Below are 13301 nucleotides of genomic sequence, written 5' to 3' on the forward strand. Positions count from 1 at the left end.
TATCAGGTGTGAAGGGATGGATACCCGGGAGTATGCGGACTAGCCGCCGTAGTCAACGGATTAATATTTTGCGAGTTCTCTTTGCCTTCCTGCTTATCGGTTTTGTATTACTGCCCTTCCAGCAGGCAGTAGCCATTCCTTTTTTTTCCAAACTTCCCGCTTTTTCACTGTATGTGCAGGGCGACCCGCAATTGCAGGAAAAATTGACTAAAGAGCTCAATGAGTTGCGTAAGAATAGTAGCGCCCTTGAGAGTTATGAAAATCTGCGGGATATCGCTCATTATGAGCGTGGAAATCTGGAAAAATTACTGCGCGCTGAGGGGTATTACGATGCTACTGTACGGGAATCGGTGCAGGGTAGTGAAATTATTTACCAAGTAATTCCCGGTCCTCAGTATTTGATAAAGAGCCTGGATATTGAAATGCCCGCGAATCTGCGGGCGGGCTTTCCCGGCTTGCCTATTTCTATCGGCGATCCATTACAGGCAGATGAGGTACTCGAAGGTGTGCAGACCATCACCAGATACCTTAATGAAAATGCCTGTCTGCTCAATGTCGATGTTACCTATCAAGCTACAGTGATTCACCAGGAGGCAGCTGCACGTTTGGTGTACCGTGTGGCACCCAGTCCAGAGGTGTTGGTGGGTGAGGTAGAAATCCTTGGTGCCACTTCTGTTGAAGATGACTATTTGCGCAGTAAGTTGAATATTAACCCTGGGGATTGTTTCAGTCGCAGTAAGCTGGATGCGGCTCAATTGCGTTTATTGCGCACTAATTTAATTTCCAATGTAACTCACCAGATATCAGAGCCCTATAACGGTCTGGTTGATGTCATCTTTATTGTGCAGGAGCGCAACCACCGCACTATTACTTTGGGGGTGGGGTACACCTCTGATGAGGGCCCCGGTGTATCTGCCAGCTGGGAACATCGAAATATTTTTCACCGTGGCGAAAAGCTGGAAGTGGAGAGTAAAGTGAATAAGGTCAAGCAAACTCTAGAGAGTAAGTTGACCATACCGCGTTTTTTTAGGGATAAACAGCGCTTTACTGCGAGTGTGGCCTTAACCGGTGAGGATGTAGACTCCTACAGTTCCAAGGCCTTAACCCTTAAGGGGCTGGTATCGCGCAAGCTGAGTAAGCATCGTACCATCAGTGGCGGGGCTGAACTGAAATTCAGCCGTGTGGATGAAAAAGTAGATGGTGCTGTGGAGGATGGGGACCCGGATGAGAATTATCATTTATTGGCGTTCCCGTTGGGTTTTAAGTTAAACACAACAGATAAGCCTCTCGATGCCCGTCGTGGCGCCACCACAGCACTGGAGATTAAGCCCTATGTGGATCTCAAAAATAACAGTACTTCATTTGTCAAAAATATCCTGCAGTTGACCGCTTATAAAACGGCGCAATCGGCGCGCTACGAACCAACTTTAGCATTGCGTATCAAGGCCGGCGCCATTACTGGCGCACCCAATTTGGAACTGCCGGCGGATGAACGCTTTTATGCAGGTGGGGGTGGTTCAGTACGAGGCTATGGGTACCAGGAGTTGGGTCCACGTATTGTTGAAATTAATGAGGACGGCCAGGAATCCCTGTCCGATGCGATCGGTGGGCGCGGCCTCAGCGAAATATCAATCGAAGGGCGTTTCCGCTTTAGTAAAACTTGGGGCGGAGTCCTGTTTCTCGATGGAGGAAATGCCTATGAGAATCCACGCCCTAACTTCTCTAACCTCTTCTGGGGGGCGGGATTTGGTGTTCGCTACAATACCTCCTTCGCTCCCATCCGCTTTGACTTAGCCTTTCCTCTGGATAGGCGCGACGGAGTAGATGATCACTATCAGGTCTATGTCAGCCTGGGGCAGGCATTTTGATGTCCAGATGGAGCGTATTGGCTCTGGGCTTTGCTGGCGCACTGCTAGGTTTTTTGCGAGGCTTTCTGCGGGGGTTGTGGCGTTCCCTCGGAGCCGGGGGCTACCTGATCACGGGTCTGTTGCTATTTACTCTGCTTTCATTAATTTACTTTCTAGGCACAGAGCAGGGGCGGGTTAATTTGACCCGCACGGCTTTTTACGGTGCAGAACAGGTAATCGACGGCCTTACGATTGAAGCTGAAGGGATTGGCAGCGAGCGCCTCGGGGCCTGGTTTTTCGAACGTCTTCGGGTCGATTTTGAGAGCAATACCCTGGCAGAGGGAAGCCAGCTGGAGTTTCAGCTACAGAGTTTTTCCAGTAATCCAGTCAATATTGAGCGTATCGCTGCCAAAGATTTTCTGCTGAATCTAGATGTGCTGGATGAATTACTTAAATCCTTGACTGAAGCAGAGCAAGAAACTGCACAAGTAGTAGAGGATGAGACGGACACAGTAAAAACTTCCAGCTGGGAAGCCCTGTTGCCGAGTTTTCGCTTAGGAGAGTTAAAGCTTGAGCGATTGCAGTTAATTAGCAGCAAAGTCAGCGATATTCCAGCGCTCTCTGTATCCGCTAATAGCCTGTATCGCTGGGAGGGGCAGCCCACTCAGTTGCAGCTGGAAGTTCGCGAGTTAAAAGGTGGTGATCTGCAGTTTATTGCCGAGGGGCGGGAGCAGCAGCCGGGGCGGTTTGTTCTGGACTTTTCGGCCAGTGAAACAGCTCAGGGCTTTGTGGGTCGCCAGCTACACCTGCCGAAAGGGCAGGCGTTGGATGCACGTGGCAAAATTGCTCTGCGCCGTCGCGATGAGCAGGTACAGATCGATATAGAGTCTATTTCCATTCCACTTTCCCAGCATCAATTGGCATTGACCGGTAGCCTGCTAATTGACCTTTTTCCCTGGCGTATTCACTCCGAAGGTATTTGGTTGCAGGTGGATGGGCGGCGCAGCACTGTTTCAGGCAGTATTGGTGCAAATGAGATCAGTGCTGAGCTTCACCTCAACCGCCTGCCAATTACCCTCTCCCGCCCTTGGCAAGATGTATTACACAGCGGCTGGTTTAGTGCTGATTTAACCCTATCCGGTACACTGCCACTACCCAGTATCTCTGGTCAGATTGAGCTGAATAGTCACTATCGGGAGCAGCCACTGAGTCTGCTGGGTGAGGTGAATACTGATCAGGGGGTTATTCTGTTGGAGTCACTTCGACTGGCGTTTGCCGGTGCGCAAATTCGTACGGCGGGCGCTATTGATACCGACAACAAGTCCCTGGACATCAATGTAGCGGCGCAAGAGCTGGGGGTTGAAGAGATTCGTCGATTGCTATCTGCTTTACCGCAAACAGAAGCACTAAAAATCCCCGATGACTTCTCTGGGACCCTGCATCAACTTCAGCTACAGATAAAAGGGCCATGGGACAAGCCGGTTTTTGATGGGGATGTGAGTGCTGTTACCGCTTACCGAGGCCTACAAAATGAGTTGACGGGCAAGGTGAAGGGTAATTTACAGGGACTGACAATTACTGATCTGAGCTTGGTGGGGGAAAAGCTGAATGTATTCGGTGGCGGCTCGGTGGATATCGAGGCAAAAACACTGAATTTGCAGCTGCATTTGGATATTCGCAACCTCAGCCCCTATGAAGATCTCGGATTTGTCTCTGCACAGGGGGTTAGTCTGGGTTTAAAGGGGCTGCTGGGTGTCGAGGGCCCTTGGTCTGATCCCTACTTGAATGCCAGCCTGGAATCCGATGGTCTGGTTCAAGAATACCGCTATAACCTGAAAGGTGATGCCAGCGGAAACCTGGAAAAAATTGACCTGCAAGGCTTGCGACTGGAACTCTTTGCCAACGGCACCATGAACTACTTTGGTTCACGACAGTTTCAGGGCCCGCAATCGCCAGTGATTATCCCCGGTATCGCCAAGGGCGCGGTACAGCCTGAGCAGAGCGCGAGTCGCCTGACAGCCCTGGCCGAGGAAGCACAGCGTCTGGGGAAGCAGGGCGTCGTATTGGTGGAGGCGCAGGGAGTAATTGAGCCTAAACGGGACCAGCTCCAGGTGGGAGTGAATGTGCGTAACTTACCCTTGAGCTTGGTGGAAGTGTTTGGAGCAGTATTGCCCAGTACTATGGAGGGTGAGCTGAGCCTGGATGGAGAAATTAGTGGATCGCTTACTAACCCGGAGGTAAGGGCCAGTGTGCTGGCGCAGGGCGGTTACCGCTATGAGCCCTGGGTGCTGCAGGGCGCTCTGGATTATGCCGATAAGAGTTTGATTGTTGAGGGGCTAGAGTTTTTGTGGGCGGGACGCAACCAATTGTCGGTCCATGGCAGCCTCAATGAACAGCGTCTGGACCTGCAAGTTTTAGGTAGGGCTTCTCTGGAAGATCTCTCCCGTGAGGTAGTATTTAATATCCCCGATCAAGGGGATATCTCCCTGCATGCGAGTATCACCGGTAGCCCACGTCAGCCACAGCTTGAGGGCGATCTGCGTCTCAGCGGCTATATGCCAGGCAGGGAAAAAGGGCGGGTTCAGGTACAGCCGCTCTCTATGGCCCTGGAGTGGTATACCGAGGGCGGTGAGTTGCAAGTGTCTCTGGTTGCTGATCATGGCAATCGACGCGCAGTAGATAGCAGCGCAAGTCTGCTTATTACACCCATAATGGAGCGATTGTTCGCAGATAACCCATCTGGACCTATAAGTGATGTTCCCCTGCAGTTGGTCAGTGATGGTACTGCAGACTTGTCTGTGGTTGCGGAGTTTATGGACCCGAGGGTGAATGTTATGCGGGGCCTGTTGAGTTTCTCTGCTGATGGTGCAGGCACGCTTGGCGAGCCCCGGCTCAATGGTGCGATAGAACTCAGCGGGGCCAGCTATGAGCACCGGCCCAGTCACACCCGCATTGCCGATATCGATTTTTATATGCGCCTTACACCAGAGGAATGGCGTATTGAGCGTGGCAGTGCCACTGTTGTGGATGGCGGTACGATTAACCTGGGAGGAGCGGTGTTCTTCCCTGAGCAGTCGCCACCACAGATGAGCCTCAATTTAAACCTAAATAGAGCACACTTGTTAAATACTCCGGGGGTGCGCGGTGCCATTTCGGGAGAGGCAATTCTGTCCGGCTCCAGCCAGGATGCGGAAATTACCGGGCGCTTTACTTTACGTCCATTAGCGGTACAGATTGAACAGTGGATCGGTAGCAGTGTTCCGGAAATCCAGGTGGTAGAAGTCCAGGTGGATGGCCCGCAAGTGGAGCGCGCTCCACCGCTACTCAGTAAGATTAACCTGGGGGTGGAAGTGGTTTTAGACCAGCAATCTTATGTGCGTGGTCTGGGGCTTAACTCCCAACTGCGTGGTCAGGTGGATATTCGTGGAACTGCGGCCAAACCCGAGGCTTCAGGAAAACTGACCATTGTGAGAGGTAGCTTTGATCTACTAGGTAAGAAATTTAATTTGCAGGAAGGGGAGGTACGCTTTGAAAATAACGAAGTGGCTGTATTTGTCGAAGGCGTTTACAAATATAGCGACGGTGAAATCACTGCAAATATTTCTGGTTCTGCAACAGATATGGATATTACTTTCAGCTCTGATCCCTCAGCTTCCCAGGATGAAATCTTAGCTCAGCTGTTGTTTGGTAAGTCCTTGTCAGATATTTCTCCGCTGCAGGCGGTGCGTTTAGTGAGTGTGGTTCGCAGCTTGCAAACCGGACGCGCTGTGTTAGACCCGGTAGCCAAAACCCGGGAATTGTTGCGGCTGGATACTCTGAATATTGAGCAAGAGGAAGGTGATGAGGGGGATGAGTATGCTCTGAGCCTGGGAAAATATATTACCAACCGTATCTATGTAGAGTTGCAACGTAGTACCGATCCCCTAAGCCCCTGGCAAGCAGAAATGCAGATAGAGATAGGCGAAGACCTTAATCTGGAGTTTAAAACAGCGGACGAGGGCGATAGTGGTTCTGGTAGTGTGGAATTGCAGTGGAAGAAGGATTATTAATTTGCGACGGTTAAAAGTTATCAATAAGAATGAAAGGGCTTGCTTTCGACTTAGCGGCTGATAACTCGCTTTATTTAAGTCTTTTCGTAAAAAGAACTTTTGGCTGGATCATAGAATGATTCAATTATTTAATCAGTTTTTTGAGTTTTTGATATTCTCAAAGACTATATATAGGTAAATGGCTGAATTACTCCCTTTTTTTGGAAAATGGTAAGGATGTTCAGAATTTTGCCTACTCTTTAGATGACCTTAAGTGTTTAGTGATTAGCATATTTGTAACCTCTAAAGTGCAGCCCTCTCTTGGTGGGTGATTAACTCCCCAGTTGTCAATAACGATCATCATCGACTCATCAAAAATAGTCGGGCCTTTCTCACGGTAAGCATGCCAGAGTTGATTAGTGTTTTCACACTTTGTCGCCGAAGGGGCACACACTCGAATGTCCCATTGATAAGTGCCGCTTTTGGGTCCTGAGAGAACTTGGCTGGAAGTAAAAGTGATATGCTGGCTAGTGCCACTATCGACTCTGATGGCGCCATGTTGGTTGATCCACTCTGCCTGCTTGGGGCGACCTCCCCAATTGGAGGCTAGGTCACCGGGGCCATTGGGGCCCATTGTTTCTACAAAGTCCACTTCTCGTTCCCCGTCGCTCCAACATCCCCCTGATTCTCCACACCAGGGGAACATGTATACAGCAATCCACTCGGTTGGGTTACATTTGCCCGCAGGAATAGAGATCTTGAAATCTATCGCAGCAATTTCCTCCATCTGTATGTTTTTATTGCCACATTGGACAGCTGTGGTATAGGCACAAGCCCCCTTGCTATTGCGCCGCATTATGATCGTTGCCGATCCGTCGATACTACTGGGTTGGAAGTCAATTTGGGTGCACCTATTGTATTGAGCAACCTTATCATCCTGATGGTTAAATAAGGGTTGGCACTTAATAGGCGAATTGGCTGATGCGGTGTGGAGCAAAAAAAGAATAAAGGCTCCGAGGATTGGCAGGGCTACTTTTGGCACGATTTTTATTCCAGAAGGATTTGGAAACTATTCAGATATTGGTAGCAATCAGGGGAAGCTATACAAGAATGGTATTGATTGTAGAACAGACTAAGGTAGTTGAGCATTACCCTGTGGGAAGTTCATGGCTCAAATTTATATGCTTGATCCTATTCAGGTAGGTCCTTACTTGAGGATGCCATCTTTGATTGCCCCCTCTAGCATGCTACTAATCTCAGACCAAAGTTCTTCGCTACCCTTTCCAATACGTGCGTTTAAAGAAAATATTTGATCCTTGGTGATGCTGTATTGTTTCCAACTGTGTCCCTCACCATAAATGTTATGTAGTAGGGGAGGGATTCGGTCAATGGCCTTGGCAAATCGGGCGTCAGCCGTTTCTCCAGACTCAAATTCCTCCCATAATTTCATCAATTCTATATTCATACTTCCAGGTAATAATGATAATAGTCGTTCTAACCCTTTCTTTTCTTTAGTCTTTGCCTCGTTTGTTTCACTTGAGTAGATTATGGTATCCCCTGCATCAATTTCCCCAAGATCATGTATTAGTAGCATTTTTAAAACCCGGTTTATATCAATTGGGTCATTTGAATAATCTTTCAAAATTAGCGCGCATAGACAGGCATGCCAGCTGTGCTCTGCGGAGTTTTCGAAGCGATTCAATCCCACTGGTTTTGTTTTCCGTTGAACGTCTTTGAGCTTCTCTATTTCGATAATAAAGCTAAGCGCTTTCTCAATTGCTTCCATTGATACTTCCTGGCATTAGTTTTCTGGAATTATGCTCGATATCATTTTTCTTTTATAAGCTGCCACTAGCTTATTGTATTTCTATGTTGAATTTAAAGAGAGAGAGTTATAGCCCTGGAGAACTATCTGCTTTTCCTCCGACCAGTGTTGCTGGGTCCAGTCGATAGAAGCGGCTCAGTTCCCTGTAGAGCTCTGGATGTAGGGAGCGCATAGCAATGGGGATGGTGTAAAAGCTCTCAGTGGCCACAGCAAAAAATTCAGCGGGCGATTGGGCTCCATATAAATCCAGCACGGAAGGGCTGTCACCGGGGAGCTGGCCAAATTCAGCTTTTTGGCGCAAGCGATGGAATTCCTGGCTCATTACTGCAGCCCAGTTGTCGCCATCGTTGGACTTCTCAAAGAGTGGGCGGCCATCAAAGTAGCCATCTTCCTCATCTACTTTATGGGCAAATTCATGTAGAGCGACATTGTGTCCTCGCTGAGGGAACTCTAAATCTTCCTCCAAATCACCCCAGGAGAGTACTACGGGGCCGCGATAGTGTGCCTCGCCTTCCCGTGCGCTGTGCTTGTGGGTCTCTATATAACCCTCTCGGTGAGTTTCCTGGGCAACGTAAGTGTCCGGATAGAGTAGTAAGGTGTAGAGGTTGGGGTAACATTCGTTTTTACGACCCAGCAGCAGAAGGCATGCATGGGCGGCGATCGTGACTCTCATTTTTTCATTCACTTGTAAGCCGTCGCAGCCGACAAATTCTTTGTCATGAAGAAAAAGTGCGATATTTCCACGTAGTTCTTTCTGCTGGCCACTATTTAGATCGTGATATAGAGGAAGCGCTTCCTTGAGGAGCTGTAACTGCTCCTGAGTCAATACTTGTGCACGTCGATAGTTGATGCGCCAGCGGCGATAAAGAATCGGTATTAACCAAATTGCCAAGGCGAGCAGGATAATTGCAATAAAAGCGCTCATAGATTATGTGCCTGCTGTTTGGCTGAATTATTCTCGTCTATTGAAAAAGTTTCACAGGTCGTACCTTGGTGGTACTTTATTTGTTTCTGCCGTTTATTGAATACCCAAATAGAGGGTGGCTTGCAGAACTCATAGAAATTTTCCTGCCGATCGTTGTGTGCGGTCCGATAAAGACGTAACCGAAATGGTTCAGAGAGTGTTATGTATTTATGATCTTGACTGTGAGCTATCCACTTGCAGTTTTTCTCCATCTGTACCATTGAGGCTATCGATTTAACATTAAAGCTGCGACCAGGCTTTCTTACTTCTCGAAACTCAGTGTTCAATAGTGAGTCTAGGATTGTCAGATTATTGCGATCATCTGTATTGTGTAGAGTTCTTTTATGTTTAGTGAGTTGTTTCTGAATCGATACCATACTGGCTGGCCTTTGCTTCAGTCTCTTTGGGATTCTAGCGGGGGGGGGTATAAACCTGGTTGAGCAAAATACAAGTTTGACTTCGCAGTTCTCAGGAAAAAGATTGATGTTGAGAGTTTTCCAATAGGGGTCTATAGCCATATCGCTTTACTCTTTTCTGAGTTGGGGGGATTACGTGCCGTTTTCAAGTTCTTTGGCTAGAAAATATGTCTGGCATAGGGGGTGGCTGAGTATAAGTCTGTTTCTATGGTGGAAAGATGCGACTTGATAAATAGCTATTCGGTGTCAACACTTAGGGCGTCTGGGTGATTTTTCTGTCGCTTTGGAGATGGTTATGCGTATGCGCTCCGTTGTTGTTTTTCTCGGGTTGATGTTCGGTGTTCTTATTCAGGCGGTTGCCCAATCGGGCGGCACACCCTTAAAGGTGGCAATAGCTGGCGATGCTCCCCCCTATGTGATCAACAATGCTACCAGTGGCTTGGAGGTCGATATTGTACGGGAAGCGCTGCCTGGGTATTCGGTGCAGTTTGAACAGATGGGTTTTGCAGAGACAGCCCCAGCCCTTGAGCAGGGTAAAGTACAGGCAGCTGTTAATGTGATGAAGAAAGATGATGGTCTTTTTTACTCTAATAACATGATCAGTTTTGCCAATTACGCGATTACCAAAGCTACCGATAAAATGAAAATTGATAGCATTGCTGATTTGGCCGGTAAGAAGGTGATTACTTGGCAGGGAGGGCCTATGGATTTAGGGCCGGAGTTTGAAAAGATGTATGGACCCAATGGTACACAGCGCCAGAATATTGTTCAGGCTCCAACAGCTCCCGATCTTGTTGCTCAATTTTGGAAGATGAAAGACGTGGTGGCGGTTGCAGATATGGAGCTGTTTAAGCATTTGAGTAATAAAATGGGACATAAAATGGATCAGGTAAATCTTTTCCCGATCTTCGTTCCAATGACTGATTTCCGTGTAGGGTTCCGTGATCAGAAGGTGCGCGATGATTTCAATAGTGGGCTTGCCAAGCTGTGCAGTAGTGGCCGCTATCAGGAGTTGTTGAAGAAATATGATGTTGTACAGAAGGAGAATATCTGCAAGTAAGCAGGTGTGAGAATCTCCGTATTGTACGGCGAGTGAAGGGGCCTCGGTTGTTATCAAGGCCTTTTCAATTTTTCAGGGACTAACCAAGCTTGGCTATCTTGCCAGCTAACTTAGCTGAAGGTTGTTAGCTATAAGGTAGGTAAAAAGTCAGAAAAATAAAAAGGGCCTGTAACTTGCGTTACAGGCCCTTTTTGTATGGCGCGCTCGGGAGGATTCGAACCTCCGACCGCCTGGTTCGTAGCCAGGTACTCTATCCAGCTGAGCTACGAGCGCGTTATGGGTGCGAACTATAGTCAGTTGATCTGCTTAAGTCAACTGATTTTAAGGAAAATCCTTTAAAAATCCGCAACTTATCGAACTTTTTCGCCCCTTGGCGCAGGGCCAGAGAGTTCGATAGGGCGCGAATTTTGCCGCGTGGAACGAGAGTTTGCAAGTCCTTTTTAACAATAGTTGTTACAGGCCTTTAGGTGGGGTTGATTGGGACCGCAGAGCACCGCCCTCATTCGTTAGCCCGAGGCTTTATGGGCCTATACATATGCCGGCTCAGCATAGTTGGCGGAGAACTATACTGATTGTTCCAGCATAAAGGGACTGCGCTTCAATTTTTGGATAGTAGGCTACCCCAATATCAGTGAGATCTTATGGCAATGGCGGATGACGATGAGAAAGGGAAGAAGTTACCTGCCGAGGAGCCAGGTTCCCCTCTCTCTGGCCAGTCTCAGCAGAGTCCACTTGGTTGGCTGCAGTATGTCGTACTCCTTTTCTTGGTGATCCTCACTCTTCAATACTGTTCGAATGGGCAGTTTGGTTCAGAAAGAGAGGTTTTATCTTACAGTGACTTTAAGAGTGCGCTAAGCAAGGGGGAAATTGCCAGTGTACTTTTTGAAGGACAACGTATCACCGGAGTCTTCAAACAAGTAGCCAGTAAGCAGCCCGAGGGAAAGAGTGAGACTAAAGATAAAGCCCAGAAGCCAGAAGAAAAACGCTTTGAAACGACCATACCCCCGGTGCAGGACCCAGAGTTAATGCCCTTACTGGAAAAGCAGCAGGTAATAATTGAAGCGGAATCATCCCAGGGCGGATTTTGGCAAAGGATGGCGATCTTGCTGTTGCCGTGGGTTTTGATAATTGCCTTGCTGGTTTGGTTGGGGCGTCGAATGCAGGCCCGAATGGGCGCCATGACTCCAGGCAACCCATTCAGTTTTGCCCGGTCACCGGCCAAACGCTATGAACGCAGTGAATCCGAAGTGACTTTTGCTGATGTGGCTGGCCTTGCCAATGCCAAGAGGGACTTGCAAGAAATAGCCGGCTACCTAAAAGACCCTGAACACTACCGTAAACTCGGGGCAAAGATTCCTCGCGGTATTCTGCTGATGGGCCCCCCAGGTACAGGCAAAACATTGATGGCCAAGGCTTTGGCAGGAGAGAGTGATGCTCCCTTCTTCAGTATCAGTGGTTCGGAGTTTATAGAGATGTTTGTCGGTGTCGGGGCATCGCGGGTGCGGGATATGTTTGCTGAAGCCAAGAAAGAGGCTCCAGCAATCATTTTTATCGATGAAATTGATTCAGTAGGGCGGGCGCGCGGCACGGGTCTGGGAGGCGGACACGATGAACGTGAGCAAACCCTGAATCAGATTCTCGGCGAGATGGACGGCTTTGATCCCCAGGAGGCGGTGGTTGTGATAGCGGCAACCAACCGTCCCGATGTGTTGGATGCGGCACTGCTTCGCCCTGGACGCTTTGATCGCAAGATCACCCTGGATTTACCGGATAGGCCTGCTCGAAGGGACATCCTAAGTATTCACACTAAGAATGTCCCACTACATGGGGAAGTCGACCTGGAGCGCTTGGCTGCCTTAACGGCGGGTTTCGCCGGGGCGGACTTGGAAAACCTGATTAATGAAGCCGCGTTGTTGGCGGGCAGGCAAAACAGGACAGCCGTGGATATGGATTGTCTGCTACAGGCCAGGGACAAAGTAGTACTTGGTGGCGAGCGGGAAGTGATAATGGGAGAGGAAGATCGAAAGACGGTTGCCTATCACGAGGCTGGCCACGCCCTCACTGCGATGCTGCTACCCCATGCCGATCCGTTGGAGAAAGCCACTATTATTCCCAGGGGACACAGCCTCGGGGCAACAGAACAGATTCCACTAGAAAATCACCACAACATGAAAGTGAGCTACCTGCGTGATCGCATCGGTGTGATGTTGGGGGGTAGGGTGGCTGAGCAGGTCGTGTTTAATGAAGTTAGCAGTGGGGCAGAGTCCGATTTGAAGCAGGCCACCCGCTTGGCCCAGCATATGGTAACGCACTGGGGTATGAGTCAGAAGCTTGGACCCGTGGCCTTTCGGCGCGGGGAGGAGCATATCTTTCTTGGTAAGGAAATGGCGCAGCAAAAAGATTTCAGTGAGCATACTTCTGAGATCATAGATGACGAAGTCATTGCCCTGGTCAGCGCAATAGAGGCGGAAGTCCAGAATCTTCTACAGGGCCATCGCAAGGAGCTTGATGCCCTGGCACAAGCGCTACTAGAAAAAGAAACCCTCGATGCTTCTGAGATGCATCAAGTAATCACTACTGGGGGCAAAGCAGACTCTTGATCTGCAAGCGGTTAAGGGATCGGATGCATCCTAGCGCTGCATTTGCAGTTGATGAATTGATAGGGCATTGCTCGGCTAGCTTACCAATGGTTCGTTTGCGATCTACTAATAAGGTGAAAATAATTTGTTACTTCTGGCAATAAAGTGGTCGGACTTAATGGTCAAATTCACTTTTGTATAAAGTGGAGAAATTTATAATTAGTGTCACACTTTTTTAACAGAATATTCAAAAGTACCATTTCTCAGTATCCACACCCAGAAAAATCTAGTCTATTAACCGAGTAAATTTGCTGACTGCTAGGTCTTTTATGTTGAAGATAACGAAGTTTGAGCCTGTATTTCGCTGTCACTGTATTTTTTAAATTCATCAAGCTAGATTTAACTCACGCCTTGGCTGCTCTTAACAAAAATAAATTTTTATTCCTTACTTTTTAAGGGGAATTTGGGGTGTGGGCGAGGAAAAAGTTCGCACTTAAATAGTGCATGTTCAGTTCTATTTTTTTAGTCAGGATTTAGTTTTCCCTCTTCCAACGAACTTTCCAGACTAATTGAGTTATTTTT

Annotated in this window: 7 protein-coding genes and 1 tRNA gene; 4 read left to right on the forward strand and 4 right to left on the reverse strand. The window is 48.4% G+C overall.

Features of this window, described 5'->3' with window-relative positions; translation table 11 throughout:
- Positions 1-32: 32 nt before the first annotated feature.
- Both ACJJIT_RS05000 and ACJJIT_RS05005 read left to right on the forward strand, forming a co-directional pair.
- Entirely contained in the window at positions 33-1868 is a 1836-nt protein-coding gene (locus tag ACJJIT_RS05000) for an autotransporter assembly complex protein TamA (protein ID WP_444900167.1), read from the forward strand.
- Positions 1868-5896, forward strand: a complete 4029-nt coding sequence (locus ACJJIT_RS05005) for a translocation/assembly module TamB domain-containing protein (protein WP_444900168.1) — start codon at positions 1868-1870, stop codon at positions 5894-5896. The genes ACJJIT_RS05000 and ACJJIT_RS05005 overlap by 1 nt, the downstream gene beginning before the upstream one ends.
- A gap of 232 nt (positions 5897-6128) precedes the next feature.
- Here the strand turns inward: ACJJIT_RS05005 and ACJJIT_RS05010 are convergent, their stop codons facing one another.
- The 3 genes from ACJJIT_RS05010 to ACJJIT_RS05020 all read right to left on the reverse strand — a co-directional run bounded on the left by ACJJIT_RS05010 (position 6129) and on the right by ACJJIT_RS05020 (position 8625).
- Positions 6129-6731: a hypothetical protein gene (locus ACJJIT_RS05010; protein ID WP_444900169.1), complete on the reverse strand. Its 603-nt coding sequence runs from the start codon at positions 6729-6731 to the stop codon at positions 6129-6131.
- Between the two features lie 351 nt (positions 6732-7082).
- Complete coding sequence (locus ACJJIT_RS05015; RefSeq protein ID WP_444900170.1) at positions 7083-7661, reverse strand: HD domain-containing protein; 579 nt, start codon at positions 7659-7661, stop codon at positions 7083-7085.
- Between the two features lie 106 nt (positions 7662-7767).
- Positions 7768-8625, reverse strand: a complete 858-nt coding sequence (locus ACJJIT_RS05020) for a M90 family metallopeptidase (protein WP_444900171.1) — start codon at positions 8623-8625, stop codon at positions 7768-7770.
- Positions 8626-9375: 750 nt separating this feature from the next.
- Here ACJJIT_RS05020 and ACJJIT_RS05025 point away from each other — a divergent pair.
- On the forward strand, positions 9376-10140 hold the full coding sequence (locus ACJJIT_RS05025; RefSeq protein ID WP_444900172.1) for a substrate-binding periplasmic protein: 765 nt from the start codon (positions 9376-9378) through the stop codon (positions 10138-10140).
- A 196-nt stretch (positions 10141-10336) separates the two neighbouring features.
- Here the strand turns inward: ACJJIT_RS05025 and ACJJIT_RS05030 are convergent.
- A tRNA-Arg gene (locus ACJJIT_RS05030) sits at positions 10337-10413 on the reverse strand.
- 368 nt (positions 10414-10781) lie between these two features.
- Here ACJJIT_RS05030 and ftsH point away from each other — a divergent pair.
- Entirely contained in the window at positions 10782-12740 is a 1959-nt protein-coding gene (ftsH, locus tag ACJJIT_RS05035) for an ATP-dependent zinc metalloprotease FtsH (protein ID WP_444900173.1), read from the forward strand.
- The last annotated feature ends 561 nt before the right edge of the window (positions 12741-13301 follow it).

It is taken from the genome of Microbulbifer mixtoriginis (SeqCode), from assembly GCF_052467515.1.